We start from the raw sequence: 25,764 nt of genomic DNA, 5'->3' as shown, positions 1-25,764 counted from the left end.
GAACCAAGACGAATCCCGAAAGGAACCTGACCATGAACGCTACACTCAAGAACAAACCCGCCGCCAAGAGCCTTCCCCGCCCGGTAATCCCGATGAAGAAAGCCGCGGGCACGGACGAGACCCTCGCGGGTCTGCAGGCAAAGCTCGAGGAAGCCAAACAGAACACCCAGGCGGTCACCGAGACAATGGAGGCGGTCGGCGCCGCCAAGAACCCCGATGAAGCCGCTGCCGCGGCGCTGACCAGCGTGCGATCTGCCTTCGGCTGGGCCTACGGGTCCTACTGGAAGGTCGATGCCGCCGACAACACACTGAAGTTCGCCCTGGACGCCGGCGACGTGAACGATGAGTTCCGCCGCGTCACCCAGTCGGCCCGATTCCGCGAAGGTGAAGGCCTCAGTGGCCGCGCCTGGCGAAATCGCGATCTGTTCTTCACCCCCGACATCGGAGATATGAAAGACTGCTGTCGCGCACCCGTCGCCCAACGGATGGGCGTCAAGAGCGGCGTCTGCTTCCCGATCGTTGTCGGCGGAAATGTTGTCGGGACGATGGACTTCTTCTCCCTCGAGACACTCGAACCCTCCCAGGAGCGACTCGACGTGCTTCGCAAAATCGGCCGGCTCGTCTCCGACGGCATCGACCGATGCGCCAAGGCGACCGATGCAGCCCGAATCCTGTCCATGGTCGAGAACGCGCCCGTGAACATGATGTACGCGGATCGCGAACTCAAGATCCGGTTCATGAACCCGGCTTCGCTCAAGACGCTTAAGAGCATCGAGAAGCTCCTGCCCGTCAAGGCCGAGCAGGTCGTCGGGCAATCGATCGACATCTTCCACAAGCGGCCGGAGCATCAGCGCAACATCCTGGGCGACCAGAAGAACCTGCCGCACCGTGCCAACATTCAGCTCGGCGACCAGACGCTCGATCTGCTCGTCAGCCCGGTGCTCGACCAAAACCGCAACTACCTGGGCACGATGGTGACCTGGGAAGTGATCACCGAAAGGCTCGCGACCGAGCGGGCGGTCAAGGAAGCCGCCGAACGGGAGAAGAAGCAGGCCGAAGAACTGCGTGCGAAGGTGGATAACATCCTTGGGGTCGTCACGGCCGCCGCTCAGGGCGATCTGACCAAGACGGTGACCGTCAGCGGTGCCGACGCGATCGGGCAACTGGGAGACGGACTCCGCCAGTTCTTCGCCGAGCTGCGGACGACTATCGGCGCGATCGGCCAGAACGCGATCACGCTGTCGAGCAGTTCGGAAGAGCTCTCGAGCGTGAGCACAACCCTGAGCGCCAACGCCGAGGAAACCAGCGTCCAGGCGAACGTAGTCTCGGCCGCGAGCGAACAGGTGAGCAAGAACGTTTCCAGTGTCGCGACGGGCATGGAAGAGATGTCCGCGAGCATCAAGGAGATTGCCAAGAACGCCACGGAAGCGGCCAAGGTCGCGACGACAGCCGTGAAGGTTGCCGACAAGACCAACGGCACGGTCGCCAAGCTCGGCGAGAGCAGTATTGAGATCGGCAACGTCATCAAGCTGATCACGAGCATCGCCCAGCAGACGAACCTGCTGGCCCTGAACGCGACGATCGAAGCCGCCCGCGCCGGCGAAGCCGGCAAGGGATTCGCGGTCGTCGCCAACGAAGTCAAAGAACTGGCCAAGGAGACGGCCAAGGCGACCGAAGACATCAGTCAGAAGATCGAAGCGATCCGCACCGACACCAACGAGGCAGTCGAGGCGATCGGCCAGATCAGCACGATCATCAACCAGATCAACGACTTCTCGAACACGATCGCCAGCGCGGTGGAGGAACAGACCGCGACGACCAACGAGATCAGCCGGACGATCGCCGAGGCGAGCAAGGGCTCGACGGAGATCGCCCAGAACATCACCGGTGTCGCGACGGCCGCCAAGAGCACCAGCAGTGGCTCGGGCGACACGCAGCGTGCCGCCGGCGAGCTGTCCCGGATGGCGTCGGACCTCCAGGGCCTGGTGTCCAAGTTCAAGTGCTGACCCCCGGCGGGGACGACGCTTCGAGGGACTGCGACCCCCCGAAGCGTCACCCCACCACTTCGAACCCGATCCCGCGGCGGGAGGCGCCGGCAATGTGCCGGCCCCCCGCCGCACCTGGGTCCGACCAACGGAGACACCCCGATGCGAGCGATCGTAATCGACGACTCACGTGCGATGCGGGCAATTCTCAGGCAGGCCCTGATTCCCCGGGGCTTCGAGGTCATCGAGGCCGCCAACGGGAAAGAGGCCCTCACCAGGCTCGCGTCCGCCGGCCCGGTGGACCTCGCCCTGGTGGACTGGAACATGCCCGAGATGAACGGCTACGAGTTCGTCAAGGCAATCCGCCTGGACGGCACGCGTGCCGACATGCGGATCATGATGGTGACCACGGAGACGGAGATCTCCCAGATGGTCAAGGCGCTCGAAGCGGGCGCGAACGAGTACGTCATGAAGCCTTTCACGGCTGACGTCATTACCGAGAAGTTGGCGCTGCTCGGCATCGACTGTGCCGAAGCGGCCTGAAGCGACGCAGTGCAGGCGGCACAGTCTGGAAGCCTGTGCCATTGGATTCGGGAGAAGACATGCGAAGGATTCGCGTACTCATCATCGACGACTCGGTCGTCATCCGACGGATTCTCGGCGACGTGATCGCATCCGATCCGTCCCTGGAAGTGGTCGGCGCGGCCGCCAACGGCCGCATCGGCCTGCAGATGATCGGACAGGTGAGCCCCGACATCGTCACGATGGACGTGGAAATGCCGGAAATGGACGGTCTGACCACCGTCCGGGAGCTGCGAAAAACGCACCGACGGCTGCCGGTCATCATGTTCAGCACGCTGACCGAGCGCGGGGCATCGACCACACTCGACGCGCTTTCCGCGGGTGCCAGTGACTATGTGACCAAGCCGTCGAACGTCGGCAATGTCGGCGAAGCGATACGTCGGATCTCGACCGAACTGGTCGGCAAGATCAAGGGCATCTGCGGTATGCAGACGCCTGCGGTGGCGGCAGTGCCGCCCAGACCGCGCCCGATTGTCCGGCCGCCGTCGGCTTCGGACACTTTGAAACCCACCGGACCGTCGGCCGTGCGGTTGTTGGCGGTCGGGTGCTCGACGGGCGGACCTGTCGCGCTGGCGACGTTCATTGGCGGGCTGGAAGCAAACTTTCCGGTGCCCGTCATCATCACGCAGCACATGCCGCCGATGTTCACGCGAATGCTGGCCGATCGACTCTCGATCGGCGGCAAGCTGAAAGTGAAGGAAGGCGCCGCCGGCGACATCCTTCAGGCCGGTCATGGTTATGTCGCCCCCGGCGACTACCACATGCGGATCGAGCGGCACGAAGCGGGTTTCCGGGTGGCACTCAACCAGGAACCGCCGGAGAACTCGTGTCGCCCCGCGGTTGACGTGATGTTCCGATCGGTCGCTGCGACCCACGGGGCGGGTGTGCTGGGAGTGGTGCTGACGGGCATGGGCCAGGACGGCATGCTGGGCGCGCGACAGATTCGCGACGCTGGCGGCGAGATGCTTGTTCAAGACGAAGCGACCAGTGTCGTCTGGGGTATGCCCGGAGCCGTCGCCCGCGACGGATCGGCCGACGCGGTCCTTCCACTGGATCAGATTGCCGACGCCGTCAACAGGCGTGCCTTCGGTCGAACGGGGCTGTTTAGAAAGGGAGCGTGAGAGCAATGGCAACCACAGCCGAAGAGTTTGACTTCATCTCGCAGTTCGTCGAGCGACGCACTGGCATCGTTCTCGAAAAGGGCAAGGAATACCTCGTCGAAAGCCGACTGGGACCCCTGCTCCGCAAGGAGGGCCAGGCGTCGATGGCGAGCCTCATCGAGAAGCTCAAAACTGGCGCCCTCGCCGAGCCATTGGCCCGCCGGGTGTGCGAGGCGATGACCACCAACGAGACCAGCTTTTTCCGCGACATTCACCCGTTCGAAGTCCTGAAAAAGAATGTCATGCCGCCTCTGCTGGATAAGCGCCGGGCGACCAAGGAGCTGAATCTCTGGTGCGCCGCCAGTAGCACCGGCCAGGAGCCCTACACCATCGCGATGACGCTGCTGGAGGCGTTTCCCGAGCTGCGAACCTGGAAGATCTACTTCCTCGCCACGGACATCGCGACCGACGTTCTGGCCAAGGCTCGCTCGGGTCGATACTCGCAACTTGAAGTCAACCGTGGGCTGCCCGCCAGCCTTCTGGTCAAGTATTTTAAACGCAACGGCCTGGAGTGGGAGATCGACGAGAAGCTCCGCAGCATGATCGACTTCCGCGAGATGAACATCACCGGTCCGTGGTTGCCGATGCCACGCCTGGATCTGATATTCATGCGGAACATCCTGATCTACTTCTCGATGGAGACCAAACGCCAGATTCTCGGCAAGGCCCGACGTCTGTTGCGGGATGACGGCGGCCTGTTTCTCGGCGGTGCCGAGACGACCCTGAACATTGACGCCTCCTACGAGCGCGTACAGCTCGATAGAAGTGGCTTCTACCGGCCTACGGCCAGAATGGCGGCGTGATGGACACCAACGACACAGCAATCGCCGAATCGACGTCAACACCAGAAATCACCTCCGACCAGGTCGAACAACTGGTCGCCGGCGTCTGGGATCAGACACTGCGCATGCCCGTCGCGACCGGCGACTCCGGCGGATCGGTCGCTGCCTCGGAACGGCAAATGGCGGCTTACGTTCAGATCTCCGGTGCCTGGGACGGGACCGTGGCGCTGCACTGCACTCACGACCTTGCCGCCGCCGCCGCTGCTTCAATGTTCAACGTGCCGCTCGCCTCCGTCACCAGCCGTGACGAGCTCGACGCCCTCGGCGAGTTGGCCAACATGATCGGCGGAAATCTCAAGCCGCTGTTCCCCGGCCCCAGTCACCTGTCGCTCCCGACCGTCATTGGCGGCGTCAGCTACGCCGCTCGCGTACCGGGCAGCCGGGTCATCGGGCGGCACCATTTCGAGAGCGGCGGGCACCCGTTTTCCGTCGCCGTCATGGAACGGGAGAAGAGCCGAGCCGTTCACACGAATCGCTAGTTTGTCGTTTTCAGCGACCGGGAGTTTTGGACGAAAGATGCTCTATGCCAGATGTAACCAATAATACCGAAGGCCTGCACGTCAAGCTGATACCGGCGTTCATCGAATCCGTACGGACAGTGTTCCAGACCATGGTGCGCGTCAAGGTGTCGATCCTTGAACCCCACGTCAAAAAGGACTCTCGCGAGTGCCATGACGTTTCCGGCGTAATCGGATTCTCGGGTGCCTTGCGGGGGTCTGCCGTCCTGGCCTTTCCGCAGAAAACGGCGCTGGACCTGGTCGCCCGCTTCGCCGGGGCAGAGTTCGCACCTGACTCGGCCGACTTCGCCGACGCCGTCGGAGAACTGACGAACATGATCGCGGGCACGGCCAAAAGCACGCTCGGCGAGGCCGCAGGCATCTCGACGCCGCTGGTGATCCTCGGCGCGAACCACAGCGTGCCGCCACTGCGCGACCTGCCGTGCCTGGTCATTCCGTGCCGGTGTGAGTACGGCGATTTTTCGATCGAACTGAACATCAAGCGACACGCCGTGCCGGTCGCCGCCTAGTTAGACGACTCACTCAACGAATACGCCGACCCTTGATGCGAGTCCCGGACGCCCGAACATAAACTAAAGGAGCCCCCCCATGAAGATCCTGCTCGTCGATGATTCGAAGACCATGCGTACGATCCAACGCCGTGTCCTGGAGACACTCGGCCCCGGCACCGATATCCTCGAAGCTGCCGACGGCTTTGAAGCGCTGTCGGTGCTCGCCTCGGTCGGCGGGAAAGTCGATCTGGCGCTGGTCGATTGGAACATGCCGAACATGGACGGCATCACTTTCGTGCAGCGTGTCCGCGAGAAGGACAAGACCACTCCGCTGGTCATGTGCACCACCGAATCGGAAAAGGATCGCGTGATCGCCGCCGCCAAGGCAGGTATCAGCGGCTACGTGGTCAAGCCGTTCGAGGGACCTGCGCTGCTGGAGAAGATCAAGCAAGTCATTGCCAAGTCCAAGGCGGCCTGAGACTTCCCCGTACGGGTCCATGGCAACAGCGCTCGCCTCCCGGCGTATCACTTATGCGTCCGGGCGGCGGGCGGTTCGCATCGTTGTAGAAGCCTGTTTTCTACATTTCTGCCGCGTACGAAGACGCTGAGCCACGTTCGACACGGATGGTCGACCGGGCCCCACTTCACACGCGGAGAACGAACGTTGACCCGAACGACTGGCTTGCTGTTCGCCGTAATGCTGGCGACTGGAATCGCCTGGTGGGCGATGGCCGGTGTCAATCCCGATGGGGTTGCCGGCGCTCCACCCGCCGTCGCACCCGGTCTCCCTTCGACGCGCCCAACGATCAATCCACTTCCTGCACTTGAGCCACTCCCCCTGCCCGACAAATACAAACCGCTGCTGAATCGCAACCTGTTCGCGGTCGGGCGATCGTCAACTTCCGCCCGCAGCCGCCAGGAAGCGGTGGCTCCCGTCCCTGAAGATCGCTTCGCTCTCCGTGGGATCATGCACCAATCGGGGCAGTTCACCGCACTGATCGAAGACACTTCTACCCGTCAGGTTCGAAGACTCTTCGCCGGGGAATCGATCGCGCGAGGACGCCTTTCGGATGTCAGCTTCGACGGCCTGCGGTACGAGGCCGAAGGACGCGACACCCGGGTAGCGATCGGCGAGAAACTTAGCGGCGCACTGGCAATCGATCCGGTCGTTGCAAAGCCCGAAAAGCACAAACCGGCCGACGAAGCGACACCGGCCGAGGGCGAACGCCATCGCGAACGTAGCAAGTCCGCCGAGAAGGTCGCGAGCTAGATCCAGATTCGTTCACATCGTTTCCAAGGCCGGAAGAGCGCACATGCCAAGAACTACGAATTTCGCTGCGGCGACGGTATTGGCCGGCTGCCTTGCCGGCACACTGGCGGCGCAGATTCCTGCGACGCTTCCCGCCGCGCCACCGGCTACGTCGCCCGCAACCACTCCTTCGGCGAGCCAGCCTGCCACGTTGCCCGCCACGCAACCGACGGCACCGATCAGCCTCGACTTCAAGAACGTTCCGCTCGACGCGGTGCTCGAGCACCTGTCCGAGGCCGCCGGCTTCGTCGTGATCAAGGACGCCCCGGTCGAAGGACGGGTCACCGTCGTCAGCCGGCAGCCGGTCAGTGCCGATGAAGCCGTCACGCTTCTCAACACCGTCCTCAAGGCCAACGGCTACACTGTCATCCGCAACGGCCGGGTCCTGAAGGTGACCGGTCGCGATGCCGCCAAGAAGTCCGACCTGCCGGTGCATTTCGGGGCCGACCCGGAATCGATCGAAGTATCCGACGCCCTGATCACCCAGGTCATCCCGATCGGCAATGTCGACGCGGTCAAGCTTCGCCAGGACCTGGCACCGCTTATCGGTACCGAGGCCGATGTGGCCGCCAACGGTGGCAGTAACGCGATCGTCATCACCGACACGTCGTCGAATGTTCGGCGGGTCGTGCAGATCATCGCCGCCCTCGACCGTCACGAGCCGGGCAACGCTGAGCTGCACCGCTACACGCTCAAGCACGCCGATGCGCTGGCGACCTCGAAGCTCATCCTCGCATTACTCAAGCCGGCGGATCAGGTGCCGGGTCAGTCGCCCAAGCTGCAGACCGCCGAGATGGCGTTGCGCGGACGTATCAACGCCGTCGCCGACGAGCGAACCAACACGCTGTTCGTCACCGCCCAGGCCGATTCGCTCAAGACGGTGGATGAGGTCATCAAGGATCTGGAGTCCAACGAATCGGTCGCGAGCGAGATTCGCATCTTCTCTCTGAAGTTTGCGGATGCCGCTTCGGCGTCGCGGCTGATTGGTGCTGTATTTCGGCCCGAGGAGCAGCGCGAACCGCGTGGTGAGTCGCCGCGCCGGGAAGGTGCCGACGCCGCGCTGCGCGCTCGCGTCATCGCCGCCGCCGACGACCGGACCAACACCCTCGTGGTTACGGCCCCGGCCAGCACGCTCAAGATCATCGACGAGGTTCTGAAGAAGCTCGATTCCGATCCGGCGACGACGACCGAGATCAAGGTGTTTCCGCTGACGTTCGCCGATGCCACCTCGGCCGCGCAGTTGATCACCACCGTGTTTCGGCCGCCGCCGGTGCAGGTGAGTTCCAGTTCAAGTTCAAGTTCGTCGCGTACGCGCGAGTTGATCGACGACGCACTGAGTGCCCGCATTACAGCCGCGGCCGACAGTCGGACCAATTCACTGGTGATCACAGCACCGCCGGAGTCGCTGAAGATCATCGAGCAACTGCTCAAGGCGCTCGATGCCAACCCGGCGGCCAATTCGATCGTGCGGGTGTTTCAGCTGAAAAACGCCGACGCATCGTCCGCGGTCGCCATGCTGCACACCATCTTCGATGCCGACCCCAGCACCGGCGTTGCCGCGCCGCTACCCGCCGGCGTGCCGCCGGTCACGCTAAGCGCAACACGCGGAAAGCTGACGGCCGCCTCCGACTCGCGCACCAATACGATCATCGTCCAGGCCCCGATCGAGACACTGACGGCCGTCGAGGCTGTTCTGAAGGAGCTCGACTCCAATCCCGTCACCGAGGAGACACTCTTCATCTACCGGCTGAAGAACGGGCAGGCGGCCAAGATGGAGAACGTGCTGAACATCCTGTTCGGCAACGTTCAGCCCAACAACAGCCAGAACGGCAACCGGTTCGGAAACCAGAACGACCCGCGCAATCAAGGCGGTCGAACCACCGGCAACCGCTCGTTGACCGGATCCCGTAACGGCCGCGGGTCGACGCAGTTCGACCCGATCGGTCAAGGTTTTGGGGGACAAGCGGGGGGATTCCCGTTCAACCGTGGTCAGAACCAAAACCTGCCCGGCAACCTCTCGCAGGGGTCCATGCGGGCGATTACCGAACTGACCGGCAAGGTCTTCGTCGTCGCCGACGACGACACCAACTCGCTCTTGATTACCACGGCGACGAAGTACCAGGGGCAGGTGAAGCAGATTGTCGCCGAGCTCGATCGCCCTGCCCCTCAGGTGCTGATCAAGGTGCTCGTCGCCGAGGTGACCCACGACAACGGCACGGATGTCGGCGTCGATTTCTCGATCCTGAATCAGCGAGCCAACGGAAACGGGCAGATCGGCAGCACCAACTTCGGCCTGACCGGTCCGAATGCGGCAACGGGCGGCCTGGTCGTTCAACTGCTCGAATCGAACGTCAACGCCACCCTTCGTGCGCTCGCGACCGCCGGCAAGCTGGAGGTGCTGTCGCGGCCGTACATTCTCGCGAGCGACAATCAGCTCGCGAGCATCACGGTTGGCAACGAGGTGCCGTTTATTACGAACACACGCATCACCGATCAGGGCCAGCAGATCAACACGATCGAGTACCAGGACGTCGGCATCATCCTCAATGTAACACCACACATCAGCCCCGACGGCCTGGTGATCATGGATGTGATTCCGGAGATCAGCCAGCTCACCAATTCGACAGTGCCGATCTCCCCCGGCGTTACGGCACCAGTCATCGCCAAGCGGTCGGCATCGAGCCGCGTAGGCATTCGGACGGGTAACACGATCGTCATCGGCGGGCTGATGGAAGACCGCAAGACCGAGAGTGTGAGCAAGGTGCCGCTACTGGGTGATATCCCGCTGCTCGGCCAGATTTTCTCGCGGGTGCAGATCAACAAGACCAAGACCGAGTTGCTGATCTTCCTGACGCCGCACGTGGCTCAACAGCCCTCCGATCTGGAGGGCATGAGCGGGCAGGAGATCGAAAAAACCAAGCTCACCCCCAAGGCGATCGTGCCGGGAATGTTCGACCAGCACCTTGACGGGATGAAAACAGGCGAGGTGCCGCAGTCGCAGCCGGCCACGAAACCGGATTTGACGGTGCTCGAAGTGCCGATGCGGCCGACGTACCAGCAGCCCGCCACCAAGCCGGCAACGCCGTGAACGACAGCGCGAATGTGACCCGGCGACGCGGGTGCAGGATTGCTGACACCGTTGGTCAGGCCCCGAAGACGAACAACGCCAGGTGAGCACACCCGTAGCCCAGCGCTATTCCGCCGAGCACGTCGCTGGGCCAATGGGCATCGAGCAGGTACCGCAGCACGGCACACCCCAGCGCCAAGGCCCAGAGCGTGATCGCCGCCGGCGGGTACATGACCGCCAGCGTCGCTGAAAGCGCGACGGCGCACGCACTATGGCTCGACGGAAAGCTCTCCTTGTAGTTCCCATGCTTGAGGCTCGGCCCGAGGAACTTCCCCGCGTTTTCCCGCCCCGGCCGGACCCGGCTAAAGGATTTCTTGATCACCGTCGCAACGAGCGTGGCCCCGAACGTCGCCACCAGCACCGGCACCGCGCGGTGACGGTTCGCATGATCGAGCTGCCACACCAGCACCGCCGCCACCACCGTGCAGACCGCCTGCCCGTACTGCGCCAGCCAGCGACTTTCCCGCTTGATGTCGCCTTTGAAGGTCAATGACAGCGTCGTCGGCACGCCACGCCACTCCAGCAACATCATGATGCCGCAGGCGGCGAGCAGCGTGAGAAAGAGCGTCCAGGAGAATCCCATGTGGCGGCGGATTGTCGGGGCGGCGGAAGAGGCGTCAAGCCTTCCCGCCGCTCTCCGTTTCGCGAATCACCGAGTTCGGTTGTTCCGAGTCCTCGAAGGCAACGACAAATCCCTCTCCTGCCGTTACCTTCCCCCAGCAATGACTGACCCGCGCCGGTTCTCAAGGGCCACCCTCATCCTGATCGTCGCCGCTTTCGTGGTGTACCTCGTCGGCAACGCCGACGTACCGCTCTGGGACCGCGACGAGCCCCGCTACGCGCAGTGCTCCCGTCAGATGCTCGAATCCGGCGACTGGGTGCTTCCCCGCTATCTCGGCGATCTTCGCCTGGCCAAGCCGCCGCTGATCTACTGGCTGCAGGCGTCGAGCATGACCGCCTTTGGCGTCAATGAGTTCGCCGCCCGGTTGCCGTCGGCGATCGCGATGGCGCTTACCCTCACGCTACTCGCAGTCGCCGTCCGCAAAGGTCTGTCGGCCGAACACGCGTTCTGGTCGGTGCTCGTCATGGCCGCAAGCGTGATGACGGTCGTCTCGGCCAAGGCCTGCCTGACCGACTCGGTCCTGCTGCTGTTCATCACCATCGCTCAGCTGTGCCTGTATCTGATCTGGCGAGGCCGCGGAACCTGGCCGGTCTTCTGCATTCTGGGTCTGGCTATCGGACTAACCTTGATGACCAAAGGACCGGTCGGCCTGGGCATTCATGCGATGACTTTCGTCGGCTACGGACTTCTGACCTGGTCCCTGCGCTGGAAGAAGAAGTCGGCCGAGCTCGAAGGCCGGACTGAAGAACGAACTCCATCGACCACTCTCGACTACGCGCGATCAACTGTCGCGACAGCAGATGCGTTGGTGGTCTCCAAAGCGCCGGCCTCTCGCATCCTGCTCAAAGTCATGACGGCGATCGTTCTGGTCGTCGCCGTCTGTTTGCCGTGGGTGATTCTGGTCGAGCAGCGCTGGGCCGCTTTGCCGGCCGATGTACGTGCCGAGGCAGCCAGGGGATCGGAGCGCAAGCGCGCCGCCGATCCCGATGCGCCCCGCTCGACCGGCGAACACGGCTACATCTGGACAGTAATCGAGAAGGAAGTCATCCACCGATCGAAGGTTGGCCAGGAAGGCCATTCCGGCCCGCCGGGCTACTACCTCGCTGCGATCTGGGGCATCTTTCTCCCCTGGAGCCTGCTGCTGCCGGCGACCATCGTCCTCGCGTGGAAACGACGCCATCTGGTTCACGTCCGCTTTGCCTTGGGTGCCGTCCTGGGCCCCTGGCTTATGTTTGAGATCGTCCAGACCAAGCTCCCGCACTATTTGCTCCCCTGCTTCGTTCCGCTGGCCATCCTGACGGCCGATGCGATCGTGCAATGCCTGCGGCATGGTGTGGCGGCGCTATCCGACCGCGCCTTTCGGCGGGGCGCGGTGGCCTGGGGCATCGTCTTCGGTTTGCTCGGACTGACCCCCTGGCTGGCGGCGACCTGGTTCACGCCGCAGCCGTGGATCATCCTCGCGATCGTGTCGATCGCCGCAATCGCCTACGCGGCGTACGTCGTCCGCACCTTCCTCGCCGGCCAGACACAGCGCGCACTGGTCGCGATGGGCCTGGGCGGGTTGCTGATGTACGGCCTGCTGTTCCGGGTTTTCCTGCCGAGCTGCGACTACCTGCAACTGGCCCCCAAGACCGCCGACGTCTTGATCGCCAACAAGGCCACCGAGCCCGGCAAGGTCCTGATGCTGGACTATAAGGAGCCGAGCCTTGCGTTTTATCAGGGTGGCACGATTCGCGAGCACCCTTCCAACATCCTGACCGGCAAGCTGCTCGACCTCACCAAGAATGTCGATTGGTATGTCGTCACCCGCGACGTCTGGAACGCCAGCGCGCCCAAGTCGCCCGCCGAGGCGGACCCCCGGCTGTCGCTGGACATCGTCTCCACGTTCAGGGGCCTGGACGTCGCCGACGGCATGCGGAATGTTGAAGTGATGGTGCTGAAGCGGAAACAGCCAAGTCAGTAAGGCCACGCTTGGCCTCGCGTCCGTCGCGATCCTTCCTACAATCACCCCATGCCTGATGATCCGCTTCCAGCCATAGTCCTGACCAGCGGCGGTCTGGACTCGACCACCTGCCTGGCGATCGCCAAGGCCGAAGGGTTCGGTCCGATTTATTCGATGTCGTTCGACTACGGTCAGCGGCACCGCCACGAGCTTGACGCCGCCGACCGCATTGCCCGGCACTACGGCGTCGCCGAGCATCGCACGATCACGATCGACCTCCGCGTGTTCGGCGGCAGCGCGCTGACGTCCGACCTGGCCGTCCCCAAGGACCGCGACGAGTCGGCGATGAATGCAGGCGTGCCGATCACCTACGTTCCCGCCCGCAACACGATCTTCCTCAGCTACGCGCTGGCCTGGGCCGAGGTCCTCGATTGCGACGACGTCTATATCGGCGTCAACGCCCTAGATTTCAGCGGCTACCCCGACTGCCGCCCGCAGTACATCGAAGCCTTCCAGCAGATGGCCCGCCTGGGCACGCAACGGACGGCGTTTGCCATCCATGCGCCATTGGTCCACCTGACCAAGGCCCAGATCATCCGCCGGGGTGTCGAACTGGGCGTCGACTACGGCATGACGCACTCGTGTTACGATCCGGTGACGCGCGGCGGCGAAGTTTTCGCCTGCGGGCACTGTGACAGTTGCCTGCTTCGGAAGAAGGGGTTCATTGAAGCGGGCGTGGCCGACCCGACGAAGTACGCGAGCTGACCGATCAAACACCCCGGTGTCTGAGCGTACGCGCGTGGACCCGGATGCTGCGCGACGCCGAAGGATCCGGGTCGTCGCAAGTACGCTCAGACACCGGCGTCACCCATCTATGCCCGATTCCGCACAAAACAGTCGTCTTGCCCGTCTCGTCGAACGCGTTCTGACATTCCCCGCCCGAAGGCCCTGGCTTGCCCTGCTGATCTCCGGCCTGCTTACCGCAATCGCGATCGCCGGAATATTTCGCCTCAAGGCAAACACGTCGTTGTCGGCGCTGTTCCCGCGCGGCAACCCGTCGGCTGATGCGCTGGTTCGCGTGCTGGACGCCTATCCCGCCTCGGGTGAGTTGATCCTTCTCGCTTCTATGGCCGAAGGTCAGGACGCCGCGCCGGAGAAGCTACTGGCATTCGCCGAGCGGTTCTCGCAGGCCGTCGCCAACTCGCCGGACGCGCGCCAGATCACCGCGGGCGTCGCTTACGCACCCGATCCGGCATTCCGGACGTTTATCGAGCAGGTGCTCGTGCCGTCGGGGTTGTATTACCTGGATGATGAAGCATTCGCGCGGGCCCGCCAGCGGCTGACCGCCGGCGAGATTCGCGACCAGATCCGGCAGAACGAATCACTCATCAGCCAGCCCGGCCCGGCGGCCGGGGCGGCGGCGAAGCAACTGCTCAAAGACCCATTGCGACTCCACGAGTTCGTCAAAGAGCGTTTCGGCTCGCAACGCCAATTCGCCACCTGGCAGGGACGCGAGGAGTTCATCAGCCCCGACGGCCGCGCGATTCTCATCCGCGTCACGGGCACGCAGACGTCGAGCGATCTCGACTACTGCGAGAAGATGATGAAAACACTTCCCGCGGTCGCCAAGGTTGCGAACACCGACGGGCTGACGATCGACTACATCGGCGCCTACGCCGCCGCCGACCACAGCCATCAGACCATCCGTGCCGACTCGATCGAAAACGTCTTCGCTTCAGTCATCCTGCTGCAACTGCTGTTCATCATTTTCTATCGCCGGCCGATCCGGCAGTTCCTGCTGGAGATCGTTCCAGTGTTGCTCGGCGTCGCGATCGGCTTCGGCGTTTATGGCTGGGTGCGGCCGAGCATCAGCCCGATCGCGGCCGTCGTCGGTGGCATTCTCGCGGGCATGGGCGTGGACCACTCGGTCATGTACCTCGCGAGCTACTTCCGCCATCTACGCGACGGCTGCTCGCCCGCCGAGGCCGTTCGGCGGACGGCCATGACGACCGTGGGCGCGCTCTTCGTCGCTTGGCTCACCACCATAATCGGTTTTGTGGCGATTGCATTTTCGAGCGTGCGAACGCTGCAGGAGTTCGCCCTGCTGGGGTCATTTGGCCTGCTTTGCGCGTTCGTCGCGATCGTGTTCATCCTGCCGGCCGTGCTGACGCTCTGGGACACCCGCCGGCTTGCCAGGCACGATACCCCCGAGACGCGACGGCTTCCCTTTCGCTTTCCCATCGAAGGCGTACTGGCGGCGATCGACCGCCGACGCATCGCCCTGATCGCGATTTCGCTGGCCGTGCTTGCGGCGTCGGCGATCTATGCCGGCACGCGTCCCGGCGGTGTGCTGCCGCTGGAATCGGATCTGCACGTCATGCACCCCCAGCCCAACCCGCCGCTCGCCGCGGAGAAGAAACTGGCCGAGCGGTTCGGCTCATCACCGGGCGGATTGCTGGTCCATCTGCGGGCGTCTTCTCCGGATGCGCTGCTGTCACTGGCGCACGAGGTGGACCGCCGACTCTCCTCGCCGGCGGTGCGATCGGCGGGCGTGACCGGAACCTTTGGGCTGGGGACATTGCTCCCCGACCCGGCCACCGTCGCCCGCCGGCGCGGCGTAGTGACGCCCGCCGAGATTGACCGTGTGATCGCCGACTTCAAAGCTGCGATCGAAGATAGTCCGTTCGACCCCAAACAGTACGAGGGCTACACAGAGTTCCTGCGGATGGCCCTGTCACAGGAGAAGTCACCTTCGCTGGACGACCTGCGGCGGTTCCCGGCGCTGTCGCGAAGCCTGCTGCCGGCCGAATCGATCGCCGTCGGTTCGCCGGCGAACGAGGCGATCGCGATGGTCTTCATCGACCGGCCCACCGACAGCCGGGACCGGCGCGAGGCCCTGGTGACGGCAACCCGCCAGTCTCTGGCAGGTCTGAACGGCGTCACGCTGACCGGGCTACCGGTCATCAGCATGGACACCGAGGTCGCCATTCAGCGCGACTTGCCCCTGCTACTATCGATCTCGTCCGGGTTGTGCGTGCTCTACATGCTGTTTCACTATCGCTCGGTCACCAACACGCTACTGGCGCTGCTGCCAACGATTTTCAGTCTGATCGTCCTCGCGGCGGCAGCCCGATGGCTCGACCTGCGGCTGAACCTGATCAACCTGATCGCGCTGCCTATGCTGATCGGGATTGATGTCGATTACGGCATCTACCTCGTCAGCCTGGCCGACTATCGCTGGAAGAAGCGCCAGGGCGGCGCACCGGCAGACCCGCCGCAGCCGCCATTGCTGGTTCGCATTGCCGGCTCTTCGCAGGCAGTGCTCGTTTGTGCGGTATCGAGTGGGCTGGGGTTCCTTTCCCTCATCACGGTCAGCGTTCCGGCGGTTCAGTCGCTCGGGCTCGCGGTGGCGATTGGCGTCGGCTCGTGCATCTTCGGGACGTTCTGTTTGCTGGCACCGATCCTGATGGTGATCGAGCGGGTGCGGGCCCGGTAAGGAAGCGTGTCATTTGTCATTTGTCATTTGTCATTTGTCATTTGTCACTGGTCACTGGTCACTGCACCTCTCTTGTGTCGCGCGCAAGTGACAAGTGACAAGTGACAAGTGACAAGTGACAAGTGACAAGTGACAAGTGACAAGTGACAAGTATCCATCCACCCCGCCGGCCTACCCGTTTCTCAGGAGTTGGCCTACTATTCGCCCATCATGGCAATTCTCGATGTCCTCATGCGATTTCTTCACATCGTCTCGGCCGTTATCGCGGTCGGAGGCGCTTTCCTCATGCTTCTTGCCGTGCCGGCGGGGCTGAAACTGATTGACGATGCGGCCAAGCGGGAAGAAGTGCTCCTTCGCATCCGCCGGGTGTTCAAGATGTTCGTCCATCCCGCGGTGCTCTTCCTGCTCGTCAGCGGCATCTACAACACGATCCGCCTCTGGCCGACCTATAAGCTGAACATGGGCCGGCACCACATGTTCTGGGGGCCGCACCTGGTCCTGGGTCTGCTGGTGATGGGGCTTTCGTTTTGGCTGCTGGCGGGCAAGTCGCTTCGTAACAACCACCGCAAGTGGCTCAAGATCAATGTCACGCTGATGTTCGTGACGATCCTTCTCGCCTCGGCGCTGCGGTACGTCCGGCTGGACACCGTCAAGCAGAAGCTGACCGCCGCCGAGGACCGCGTGAAAGTGCTTGAAGCCGCCACACAGCCGGCTGTTCTCGTCCCGGCAGTAACGTCGGCAACCACCCAACCCGCAGGCAGCCAGTGACCGCCGACGAACCTCTCATCCCCCCGCCGCAGCCCGACGGCATCGAACTGGCCCCCGGCGTTCGCGTGCCCGATTCGGGCGTGCGTATCGCCTTCTCCCGGTCCGGCGGACCGGGCGGGCAGAACGTGAACAAGGTCAATTCCAAGGCCGAGGTCTGGGTGCGGCTTGATGCCATCGCCGGCCTGCATCCGGAGGCACTCGAACGGCTCAAGGCGCTCGCCGGACGCAAAATCACCGACGCTGGCGAACTGCACATCATCGCCGAGACGTCACGTTCGCAACACCAGAACCGCGAAGACGCCCTGACCCGCGTGCGGCAACTCGTACTCCAGGCGATGGTCCGCCCGAAGAAGCGCCGCACCACCAAACCCAGCAAGGCTGCCAAACGCCGTCGGTTGGAATCCAAGCGGAAGAGGTCGGAAGTGAAGTCGAACCGGCGCGCCGGTGGCGATCGAGATTGAGAACCTCGACTACTCCCAAACCGCCGCGCGGGAACACAGCCTGACGATTAAACGCAAAAGGGACGCCCGCCGGGGCGTCCCTTCTTCGATTGTGGTTCCTGTGGCACAGGTCAGGCCTGACCCAGCCATGGAAGTTCATCCATCACCGCGAGACTACTCGTCTTCGCCGGCGAAGTCTTCTTCCTCGTCGTCGTAGTCATCGTCGTCATCGTCGTCGAGGAAGTCATCATCTTCATCCTCGTCGTCGTCTTCGTCATCTTCGTCGTCGTCTTCTTCGTCCTCGTCGTCGTCAAGGTCGTCGTCTTCATCCTCGTCGAGGTCGTCCTCCTCGTCTTCCTCTTCATCGTCTTCGTCGTCGTCCTCGTCTTCATCCTCGTCTTCGTCGTCTTCGTCTTCATCGTCCGCGGCCGGACGCTTGGCGGCTTCGGGGAGGGCGAAACCGAAAACGGCATCGTCGTCCTGTTTCGGCACGGCGGGCAAGGCCGTCGCTCCGCCGAGCAGACCCAGGGCAAGAATGTCCTCACCGAACATCGAGCCCCGGTCCATCGAGCCGCCGAGTGTCAGGTCTTCGGTAAGCGGCAAAGCGATCCGCCCTGCGGCCAGTCGCGACGATACGAGCACGTCCGCCAATCCATTGCGGTTTTGTTTCATCATGGTGCGTCTCCAACTTCCCTTGAAGTTCTGCAATCTCGCGTAGCATTCTGAAGTGCGCCGCTCGGCGGCTAACCCACACCTCATCTAATCCCGGCTGAGAGTTGGCATTGCCCTTTCCCGAGTCGGCGCGGCATTAAAGCCATCGCTCATGTTGGAGTCAAGACGCTTTGAAATGGAAAAAACGACAGTTCTGCCCTTACTCAGCGGCAAATGCGCAGCCGCTTGAGACGGTCCGCCCGGCGAATGGCGACGAGACCACCCAACCGTCGCGAAGGACGACGGATCGTCAGTCGATTTTCGAACGCCGCAACAGCAAGGCGTTGCCGATGACACTGACGTCCGACAGCGCCATGCACGCCGCCGCGATGAGAGGGTTCAACAGCCCGAACGCCGCCAGCGGTATCGCGATCACGTTGTAGACGAACGCGAGGAACAGGTTCTGGCGGATAGTCCGCATGGTGGCGCGGCTCAGCCGAATGGCGGCGGCCACACCCCTGAGACTTCCGCTGACGAGCACGATGTCGCCGGTCTCTTTTGCTACGTCGGAACCCGACCCGATCGCGATCCCAAGATCGGACTGGGCCAGCGCCGGAGCGTCATTGATTCCGTCGCCGACCATGGCAACCGCGCTCGGCCGTCCCGCGATGCCGCCCGAGGCCTGCAGTTCGCGAATGACGGCGGCCTTGTCGCCGGGGCGAACGTTGGCACGCACGTCAGTAATGCCGGCCCGCCGAGCAATGACCGCAGCGGCCGCGGCATGATCGCCGGTGAGCAGGACGGTCTTCAGGCCCATCGCATGCAGGTCACCGATCGCCGCCGCCGAATCGGCCTTGATCTGATCGTCCAGCAGAATAAGTCCGAGCGATCGAACGCCCGATGCATCCCGCAAGGCGACGAAGACCTTCGTGCCGACAGTATCCGCCGCCACCGGATCGGCCTGATCGATGCCGGCCAGCGCGCCTGTGCCGACGAGCAATTCGCGCCCGTCCATCACCGCGACGACACCCAACCCTGGTTCGTTTCGGAACCCCTGCAGGTTCTGCCGTGGGGAAATCCGGCGTGCTGCGGCGAATGCGACGATCGCCTTGGCCAGCGGGTGACTGCTGAATTGCTCGGCGGTCGCCGCTAGTTCGAGTAACTCCGACTCTGTCGTGTCGCCGGCAGGATGAACGCCGGATACCACCGGCTTGCCTTGTGTGACGGTGCCGGTCTTATCGAGCACGACAACGCCAACCCGCTCGGCCTGCTGCAGGCCGTCGATATCACGAATGAGGATGCCCCGCTTGGCACCGCGGCCGGTACCCACCATCAGCGCGGCGGGAATCGCCAGCCCCAGGGCACACGGACAGGCAATGATCAGCACTGAGCAGACCGCCCGGGCGACCATGCCCCAGATGTCTGAAGCCGGCCAGCCGTGGGCTGATCCCCAGGCGTACCAGCCAATGCCCGTGACAAGGGCAATCCCCAGCACGATCGGTACGAAAACGGCGGCGATGCTGTCGGCCAGCTTTTGTACCGGCGGCTTGCTCGACTGCGCAGTCTCGACGAGTTGGACGATCTGCGACAGCGCGGTGGCCGAGCCCGTTTTGGTGACGCGGACGATCAGGCGTCCGTCGGTGTTGATCGTTCCGCCAATGACGGCATCGCCGACGTCACGTGTAACCGGGATCGGTTCGCCGGTCAGCATCGATTCGTCGACGGCGGATCGGCCTTCAACGACAACACCATCGATCGGCACCCGATCGCCCGGCCGTACGAGGATGCGGTCGCCGATGTCGAGCTGAGCGACGGGCACCTCTTCGGGGACGGTTGGGTGGTCGGTTGTTGCGGTCGCACCCGGCGGTGTGACGGGTGAGTCGACGACCGTGAGCGACATCCGCCGCATTGGCCTTTGATCACCCGAGCCGAGATTCCCTGCTCCCGCCCTTGCACCCAACATCCCATCCGCCTCGACATTTTTCGGCACGCGTAGCGCCACCGCCGGCGTGAGATTGAGCAGCTCTCGGATTGCCGACCCCGCCGACTGCCTGGCCCGCGCCTCCAGCCAGTGGCCGAGGCTGATCAACGCCAGCAGACCAGTGCCTTCCGTGAAATACAGCGGCGGTTTGGTCTGCCATCCGCCGGCCAGAAAGCCGACGAACGCGACCAGGCTGTATCCGTAGGCCACGCTCGCGCCCATCGCGATGAGCGTGTCCATGTTGCTGACGCCCTGCCGCAAGCCCTTCCAGGCCCCGCGGTAGAATCCGCCGCCGACAAGCACGATCGCCAGGGACGACGTCACCAGCGAGAGCCAGTCCATCCAGGTGATCCGGTGGGCGGCATGTCCATCCGATAACCCGTTATGTATCCAGTGGGTCAGCTCGACCGGGAACCAGAGCACCAAGCCGATGATTGATCGTCGATACCAGGCGCGGGCGTCATGATCGTGGCGTTGCAGTCGGGCAACTTCGGCCCCGGCGACATCATCGGTCGGCTCGACGGCGGCCGGATAGCCGACATCGGTAATCGCCGCGGCGATGTGCTCGACATCCGTCTTCGCCGGATCAAACTTCACGACCGCCCGCCCGCGGGCGAGGTTTACACTGCACACTTCCACGCCGGCCACCCTGGCGGCGGCCTTTTCCACATGGCTCACGCAACTGGCGCAGTCCATCCCGGCGACTGAAAACGCAGTCTCTTGCACGGTCCGGGGTTCGCGGTCAGGACTTAATGTCGAGGCGGTCATGGCGAGTGATTGTAGGGTCCCCACTGCGGACCGTCTTTTTCCCCTCCTGCCCACGTCGCATTTCGGTCCGCGATGCCGACCCTACTCGTCCTCGTCACCGCCGCGCCGGGTCGGACCGTCGCCGAACTTGATCCATTGCAGGTAAAGCCCATGTGGCGGTGCGGTACCCCCCGCTGCCCGGCGGTCCTTCGCTTCCAGCATTTTCGTGACGTCGTCTGCCCGGTACTTGCCCAGGCCAATCTCCACCAGCGTGCCGACGATGATGCGAACCATGTTCCAGAGGAATCCGGTCCCTTCCACGCCAATCACCAGCCGGGGTTTGCGGTAGGTCACATCGCAGGCAAGCACCGTGCGGACGGTATCGAGCTTGCCGTGCCCCGGACGGCAGAAGGTGGCAAAATCGTGCGTGCCAACGAGCTGGCTGGCGGCGTACCGGATCGCATCCAGATCGAGCTTCTGCCAGCGGTGCCATGCCAGGTCGGGGAACATGACCGGGCGGTCTTCCTCGTTCCAAATCGAGTACTGGTACCGCTTGGACAGGGTCCATTTGACCGCGTCGAAATTGATCGGCACCGGCTCGATCGATCGGACGAGAATGTCTTCCGGCAGCCGGGCATTGACCGCCCGCCGCATGCCCAGGATGGGGATCTGGACCTTATCCGTGGTGAAATGCGCGACCTGCCCCTTGGCATGCACGCCGGCGTCGGTCCGGCTGGAGCCCGACAGCGTCAACGGATGCCGAACCACGGTCCGCAGCGTGCGGGTGACAATTTCCTGAATCGTCGGAATCCCCTCCCCCTCCGGCGGCTTGGGGCCCTTATAGGTCGCCGTCGGATACTGCGTCTGCCAGCCATGATAGTTGGTGCCGCGGTACGCGATCGTCAGCTTGTAACGCTGGAGCGGAACGTCGGCGGGCAATGGATCGACAGGCACGGCGGGTGGTGGCTGTTCAGGGGAGTCGCTCATGGGGACCGCGGGGGATTCTGGCTTTCAATCGGTACTCTGCAATCCCGCGGCCAGCCCTCCGCCAGTTCAGCCCCGGTTCTTCGGCGTGGCGTCAAAGGTGATCTCGCCGTCGTGTTCCTTGGAGTTGATCTGCCGGGCAACCTCTTCGGCCTGTTTGCGGTCGTTCAGAATGATGACGAATTCGTGCTGCCCCTGCTTGCCGTTCCATACGGTCCACTTGTTGCCAAGGGTCATCGCGACTTTGACTTTACCGATGTTGGGGGGAATCGTAACTTTGGCCATGGGGTCTCCGAAGGCATCTTACACTTCCAAGGCATCGGCTGAAGCCCCGGCTTCGTTGGCGATGGTCTTGACACGACCTGAACACGACTCGGATTGCCGCGTCGGGCCCTGACTCGGCGGCGCCAATTCCGTGAGTTTGAAGAGCATACCATGACCGAAGGAGCCCCGAGGGAAGGTTTTTGTTGACCGCAGCAACGGTCATGGTAGCTTTCGCGAAGCCACGGACCGAAGTTGGTTCGGCCCCGGGCTATCTTCTACACCGCAAAGGGACAGTTCTATGAAGCGTTTCGCCCGTTTCGGCCTTGTCGTTGCCGCCGCCGTCAGTGTTGTGACCGGAACCTCGCTCCTGGCCGCCGACAAGCCCGCCGGCGCGGCCAAGTACAGCATCGAAGAAGCGATGAAGAAGCTGAACAAGCCCAAGGGCAACAACATCTATACCCACGTCGTCTCCGGCAAGGGAACGGCCGAGGAGAAGAAGATGGTTGTCGAGTACTACGAATCGCTCGCGCTGTCGAAGCCCGAGAAGGGCGACCTCAAGGAATGGCAGAAGATGACGGCTGCCATGCTCGCCGCCGCCAAGGCCGTTGAGGCCAAGGGCGACGCCGCCTCGCTCGCCGCACTCAAGAGCACGTCGAATTGCAAGGCCTGCCACGACATCTTCCAGTAATCGGCTTTCCGCTGATTGCGACATGGTCGATTCAAGAATTCTGCAAGACGCGGCTGTCGCCTGGCGACTGCCGCGTCTTGCCTTAGTTGCATACCGCTGGCCAGTCCCTATCCTCCCCCGCTCCGATGAACTGGTGGTGGCTCCTCGTATTCTTCGCGATCTTCCTCATTGGCGTGACCAAGAGCGGTTTCGGCTCCGGCGTCGGGCTGATGATCGTGCCGATGACCGTCGTGGCGATGGGGCACACCCCTACACCTCCGCCGCGGCACTGGGACTGATGCTTCCCCTGCTCGTGTTCGGCGACCTGATCGCCGTATGGCAGCACCGAAAGCATTTCGACTGGACGAACGTCCGCCGGCTGGCTGCAGGATCGATTGTCGGCGTCCTGTTGGGCGGGTTTCTGCTGTGGTGGTTTCACCGCCAGCAGGATCTGGTCGTGCCCCTGATCAAACTGGAAGTGGGACTGGAGTCCGTCATCCTCGTCGGACTGCATTGGTACCGCACGTGGCACGGGCTCGCGACTTCCGCGGCACCCGGACCGGTCAAAAGCACCGCAACCGGCGTCCTCGCCGGAGCGAGCAGTACTCTGGCACACGCCGCCGGGCCGATCATCGCGCTCTACCTTTTGCCGCAGCGGCTTGATCGGCGGGTGTTCGTAGGCACCTGCGCGATCTACTTCTTCCTGCTGAATACCGCCAAGCTGCCGGCGTACGGATACAGCGAGATGTTTTCGCGCGGCACGCTGATGCTCTCGCTGTACCTCGCGCCACTGGTGGTGGGCGGTGCCCTGTTCGGCTTCTGGGTCAACCGAAGGCTCAACGACCAGTTGTTCGCCAAGGTGGTGTACCTGCTGACGTTCGTGCTGGGGTGGTACCTGATCTGGGATGCAGGAATGGCGCTGCGTAACACCTTCCACTGAATCAGAACCTGCTATTCAGGGTGACGAATCGGGGTCGAACCGACAACTTCGAGGATCACAACCTCGCGCTTTGCCAATTAAGCTATCGTCACCGTCGAAACTCAGAAAACGTGATCGAGGATAGAGGTTCGACGATGGCGGAACGCGTGCGAACCGCCACCCATTGACGCCTCTATCCTCGATCGTCCGTCACTTCTCCACGCTTGCCAGCGAGCGCACCTGCTCGGCCAGGTCGCCGGGACCGAATACGAACGTCGCCTTGGCCGAAACCAGGACGTCCTTGAGCAGTTCCATTTCACGCAGCCGCAGGAGCGCCGGGTTGTCCGACAGCAGCTTGGCCGTGTTCGCCTGGCTGCGGACCTGGGCCGTCTCCTCGCGGCGACGGATCAGGTTGGCCTCGGCTTCCTTCTGCGCGCTGATCACCTGGTTGAGCAACGTCTTCATGTCGCCCGGCAGGATGATGTCGCGCAGACCGACGCCGCGAACCGCCAGGCCGAGCGTCTCTGCCCGGCGTGCCAGGGCATCACGGACCTCGGCGCCGACGGTCTCCTTGTCGGAGAGCATCGCGTCCAGCGTCCGCGCACCGACCGCCGCCCGCAGCACGAGCTGCGCCTCGCGGTACAGCGCCTGGCCGTGGTCGGCCGAAGCCGCGACCGCCTTGACGGCGTCGGCGACCTGCCACGTCACGACGAGGTTCACGCGCAGCGACACCTTGTCGGCCGTGATGATTTCCTGGCCGGCGACGTCGGCGACCTGCTCGCGCAGATCGACGGCCTTCCAGACCACGCGGCCCGTGCCCTTCCAGAAGACGTGCAGGCCCGGATTGAGCGAGTCGATCAGGACGCCGTCGCGGTATAGCAGCGCCGTTTCCGTCTGGCCGACCTGAACACCGTCGAGCCAGCGCGACGCCTCACCGTGGCCGAGGATCGCCTGCAGGCGCGGGTGGCTCAGCGTGAACGTGTTCACGTCGAACCGCTCGACATGCAGGCGATACGGCACGGCCCAGAACGCGAACCGGCCGGGACCCAGCACGTGGGCCAGACGGCCATCCCGCCAGACGAGCGCGCGCTCGTTGTCGGCGTTGTCGACGATGACCAACGCGTCGCGGACATCGCCGCGGGCGAGCAAAACGTCGGCGAGCGGGTGCTCGAACTTCGTGGTCAGCGTGCTCACGATCTCGATCCGGTCGCGGTTGCGGTTCCAGAACCAGATCGTGTACTCACCCGGCTGCACGAGGCCCTGGAACTCGCCATGGCGGAACCAGAAGCCGCGCTCGTGCTGCTTGATACGAATCGTATGGAATAGAGACATAGCGCACCTCCCTTGGTGCGTAAAAGGACTGTCGAAGCAGCTATCGGGCGAGCAGGCCGGGTCGCCGGCCTATTCACATCTCGGTCGCCCTTTGACGGGCGAACCGGCCTGGTCGCCCGACTAAATGCTCGACGTTACATGACTCAACCGCTTCAGTTCCGTCCGCGGAGCGATCTCGCTTCGCTCGAAGGCGCGGACGGGATGTGACGGCAGCAATGTGGGTTGAAACTGACGCGCTCCGTCATTGCCGTCATTGCCCTTGAGCTCACCGATCAAGCCCGAGACCGGGTCGTAACCCGCCTCAAGCGACTCCTGAAAGATCGCCTCGGCGACGTTCGTATCGGTGGCATCATCGGGCCAATTGCCGCGCTGCTTGGCAAGGTCGATCAGGCCTGTCAGGCCGTACCGGCCGAACAGGTGCTTCCACTCGCAGGCCCCGACCTGAAGATCGAGCTCACGGACGTCGCCGAACAATCCGGCGACGTACTCGGGCCTATCCAGTTCAGCGGCGGTGGGCTGATCGAACAGCTCTGCCATCCGATGCGGTCGCGGCAACAGGCCACGACCGGCTTCGCCGGACTCGCTGTAGGCGTACCACGCTAGAATCACATGTCTCATGGGAACACTCCTCTCTGTTCTCTCAGTGGCACAGGCGTCTCGCCCGTGTTCTTGTCATCTGGCCGCCGCCAAGACATGAGCGAAACGCCCATGCCCTGCACTGCAGCCAGTTTGATCTCAAAATCGCGGACGAAGCGGCGATCGATCCAGCAACGGCCCGGCGTTCGGCGGGGCCCGAGGCCTTGGGTCGATGTCCGCCGAGCGAGGCGACGCGGCGATGCTTCACCCGTCGTTACCCCGCCAACCGCCGCACCCGTCGAACGAGCCCCGTGGAACGTGTCCCGGAACATCGATCAAGCGGATGCGGCGGCGGAAGGAC

The 25,764-nt window shown here is 63.5% G+C and carries 24 protein-coding genes and 1 tRNA gene; 17 read left to right on the top strand and 8 right to left on the bottom strand.

What is annotated here, in order from left to right; translation table 11 throughout:
* Window positions 1-32 precede the first annotated feature (32 nt).
* The 9 genes from IPV69_RS17895 to IPV69_RS17855 all read left to right on the top strand — a co-directional run bounded on the left by IPV69_RS17895 (window position 33) and on the right by IPV69_RS17855 (window position 9,975).
* Window positions 33-2,006 (top strand): methyl-accepting chemotaxis protein, encoded by a 1,974-nt coding sequence (locus IPV69_RS17895; protein WP_206291088.1) that lies wholly within the window; start codon window positions 33-35, stop codon window positions 2,004-2,006.
* 141 nt (window positions 2,007-2,147) lie between these two features.
* On the top strand, window positions 2,148-2,528 hold the full coding sequence (locus tag IPV69_RS17890) for a response regulator (RefSeq protein ID WP_206291087.1): 381 nt from the start codon (window positions 2,148-2,150) through the stop codon (window positions 2,526-2,528).
* A gap of 59 nt (window positions 2,529-2,587) precedes the next feature.
* The gene (locus IPV69_RS17885; RefSeq protein ID WP_206291086.1) at window positions 2,588-3,688 is read left to right on the top strand and encodes a protein-glutamate methylesterase/protein-glutamine glutaminase; all 1,101 of its coding nucleotides are present in this window, start codon (window positions 2,588-2,590) and stop codon (window positions 3,686-3,688) included.
* A gap of 5 nt (window positions 3,689-3,693) precedes the next feature.
* Entirely contained in the window at window positions 3,694-4,530 is an 837-nt protein-coding gene (locus IPV69_RS17880; protein ID WP_206291085.1) for a CheR family methyltransferase, read from the top strand.
* A complete protein-coding gene (locus tag IPV69_RS17875; protein WP_206291084.1) occupies window positions 4,530-5,048 on the top strand; it encodes a chemotaxis protein CheX in 519 nt (172 codons plus the stop codon). The genes IPV69_RS17880 and IPV69_RS17875 overlap by 1 nt, the downstream gene beginning before the upstream one ends.
* A 44-nt stretch (window positions 5,049-5,092) precedes the next feature.
* Window positions 5,093-5,596 carry a chemotaxis protein CheX gene (locus tag IPV69_RS17870; protein WP_206291083.1) on the top strand — a complete coding sequence of 168 codons (504 nt, stop codon included), beginning with the start codon at window positions 5,093-5,095 and terminating at the stop codon, window positions 5,594-5,596.
* Between the two features lie 79 nt (window positions 5,597-5,675).
* Window positions 5,676-6,056, top strand: a complete 381-nt coding sequence (locus IPV69_RS17865) for a response regulator (protein WP_206291082.1) — start codon at window positions 5,676-5,678, stop codon at window positions 6,054-6,056.
* A gap of 186 nt (window positions 6,057-6,242) precedes the next feature.
* Window positions 6,243-6,848 (top strand): hypothetical protein, encoded by a 606-nt coding sequence (locus IPV69_RS17860; RefSeq protein WP_206291081.1) that lies wholly within the window; start codon window positions 6,243-6,245, stop codon window positions 6,846-6,848.
* Window positions 6,849-6,891: 43 nt separating this feature from the next.
* Window positions 6,892-9,975, top strand: a complete 3,084-nt coding sequence (locus tag IPV69_RS17855) for a secretin N-terminal domain-containing protein (protein WP_206291080.1) — start codon at window positions 6,892-6,894, stop codon at window positions 9,973-9,975.
* A gap of 55 nt (window positions 9,976-10,030) precedes the next feature.
* Here IPV69_RS17855 and IPV69_RS17850 read toward each other — a convergent pair whose 3' ends face one another.
* Complete coding sequence (locus IPV69_RS17850; protein WP_206291079.1) at window positions 10,031-10,597, bottom strand: phosphatase PAP2 family protein; 567 nt, start codon at window positions 10,595-10,597, stop codon at window positions 10,031-10,033.
* Between the two features lie 139 nt (window positions 10,598-10,736).
* On the opposite strand from IPV69_RS17850, the gene IPV69_RS17845 reads away from it, so the two are divergent.
* The 5 genes from IPV69_RS17845 to arfB all read left to right on the top strand — a co-directional run bounded on the left by IPV69_RS17845 (window position 10,737) and on the right by arfB (window position 17,303).
* Window positions 10,737-12,599, top strand: a complete 1,863-nt coding sequence (locus IPV69_RS17845; protein ID WP_206291078.1) for an ArnT family glycosyltransferase — start codon at window positions 10,737-10,739, stop codon at window positions 12,597-12,599.
* 48 nt (window positions 12,600-12,647) lie between these two features.
* Window positions 12,648-13,343: a 7-cyano-7-deazaguanine synthase QueC gene (gene queC, locus IPV69_RS17840; protein ID WP_206291077.1), complete on the top strand. Its 696-nt coding sequence runs from the start codon at window positions 12,648-12,650 to the stop codon at window positions 13,341-13,343.
* Between the two features lie 109 nt (window positions 13,344-13,452).
* Window positions 13,453-16,074, top strand: coding sequence for an efflux RND transporter permease subunit (locus tag IPV69_RS17835; RefSeq protein ID WP_206291076.1), 2,622 nt, complete (start codon window positions 13,453-13,455; stop codon window positions 16,072-16,074).
* Between the two features lie 210 nt (window positions 16,075-16,284).
* Window positions 16,285-16,842, top strand: coding sequence for a hypothetical protein (locus IPV69_RS17830; protein WP_206291075.1), 558 nt, complete (start codon window positions 16,285-16,287; stop codon window positions 16,840-16,842).
* Entirely contained in the window at window positions 16,839-17,303 is a 465-nt protein-coding gene (gene arfB, locus IPV69_RS17825) for an alternative ribosome rescue aminoacyl-tRNA hydrolase ArfB (protein ID WP_206291074.1), read from the top strand. Before IPV69_RS17830 ends, arfB begins: the two co-directional genes overlap by 4 nt.
* A 153-nt stretch (window positions 17,304-17,456) precedes the next feature.
* Here arfB and IPV69_RS17820 read toward each other — a convergent pair whose 3' ends face one another.
* The 4 genes from IPV69_RS17820 to IPV69_RS17805 all read right to left on the bottom strand — a co-directional run bounded on the left by IPV69_RS17820 (window position 17,457) and on the right by IPV69_RS17805 (window position 21,930).
* Complete coding sequence (locus IPV69_RS17820; protein WP_206291073.1) at window positions 17,457-17,990, bottom strand: hypothetical protein; 534 nt, start codon at window positions 17,988-17,990, stop codon at window positions 17,457-17,459.
* A 253-nt stretch (window positions 17,991-18,243) separates the two neighbouring features.
* Complete coding sequence (locus IPV69_RS17815) at window positions 18,244-20,682, bottom strand: heavy metal translocating P-type ATPase (protein ID WP_206291072.1); 2,439 nt, start codon at window positions 20,680-20,682, stop codon at window positions 18,244-18,246.
* Between the two features lie 81 nt (window positions 20,683-20,763).
* Window positions 20,764-21,648 (bottom strand): tRNA pseudouridine(38-40) synthase TruA, encoded by an 885-nt coding sequence (gene truA / locus IPV69_RS17810; RefSeq protein WP_206291071.1) that lies wholly within the window; start codon window positions 21,646-21,648, stop codon window positions 20,764-20,766.
* Window positions 21,649-21,714: 66 nt separating this feature from the next.
* Window positions 21,715-21,930, bottom strand: a complete 216-nt coding sequence (locus IPV69_RS17805) for a hypothetical protein (protein ID WP_206291070.1) — start codon at window positions 21,928-21,930, stop codon at window positions 21,715-21,717.
* 277 nt (window positions 21,931-22,207) lie between these two features.
* Between IPV69_RS17805 and IPV69_RS17800 the strand changes: the two genes are divergently transcribed.
* The 3 genes from IPV69_RS17800 (at window position 22,208) to IPV69_RS17790 (ending at window position 23,516) form a co-directional block, all read left to right on the top strand.
* A complete protein-coding gene (locus IPV69_RS17800; protein WP_206291069.1) occupies window positions 22,208-22,597 on the top strand; it encodes a hypothetical protein in 390 nt (129 codons plus the stop codon).
* A 125-nt stretch (window positions 22,598-22,722) separates the two neighbouring features.
* Window positions 22,723-22,875 (top strand): hypothetical protein, encoded by a 153-nt coding sequence (locus IPV69_RS17795; protein WP_206291068.1) that lies wholly within the window; start codon window positions 22,723-22,725, stop codon window positions 22,873-22,875.
* Window positions 22,875-23,516, top strand: coding sequence for a sulfite exporter TauE/SafE family protein (locus IPV69_RS17790; RefSeq protein WP_206291067.1), 642 nt, complete (start codon window positions 22,875-22,877; stop codon window positions 23,514-23,516). The genes IPV69_RS17795 and IPV69_RS17790 overlap by 1 nt, the downstream gene beginning before the upstream one ends.
* Window positions 23,517-23,535: 19 nt before the next feature.
* Here the strand turns inward: IPV69_RS17790 and IPV69_RS17785 are convergent.
* The 3 genes from IPV69_RS17785 to IPV69_RS17775 all read right to left on the bottom strand — a co-directional run bounded on the left by IPV69_RS17785 (window position 23,536) and on the right by IPV69_RS17775 (window position 25,445).
* Window positions 23,536-23,608: transfer RNA gene (locus IPV69_RS17785), tRNA-His, on the bottom strand.
* A gap of 97 nt (window positions 23,609-23,705) precedes the next feature.
* The gene (locus IPV69_RS17780; protein ID WP_206291066.1) at window positions 23,706-24,827 is read right to left on the bottom strand and encodes a slipin family protein; all 1,122 of its coding nucleotides are present in this window, start codon (window positions 24,825-24,827) and stop codon (window positions 23,706-23,708) included.
* A gap of 120 nt (window positions 24,828-24,947) precedes the next feature.
* A complete protein-coding gene (locus IPV69_RS17775; RefSeq protein ID WP_206291065.1) occupies window positions 24,948-25,445 on the bottom strand; it encodes a hypothetical protein in 498 nt (165 codons plus the stop codon).
* Window positions 25,446-25,764: the final 319 nt, after the last annotated feature.

The sequence above is a fragment of the Humisphaera borealis genome, from assembly GCF_015169395.1.
GTDB classification, from domain to species: Bacteria; Planctomycetota; Phycisphaerae; order Tepidisphaerales; family Tepidisphaeraceae; genus Humisphaera; species Humisphaera borealis.
This window is presented reverse-complemented; position numbering and strand designations above follow the sequence as displayed.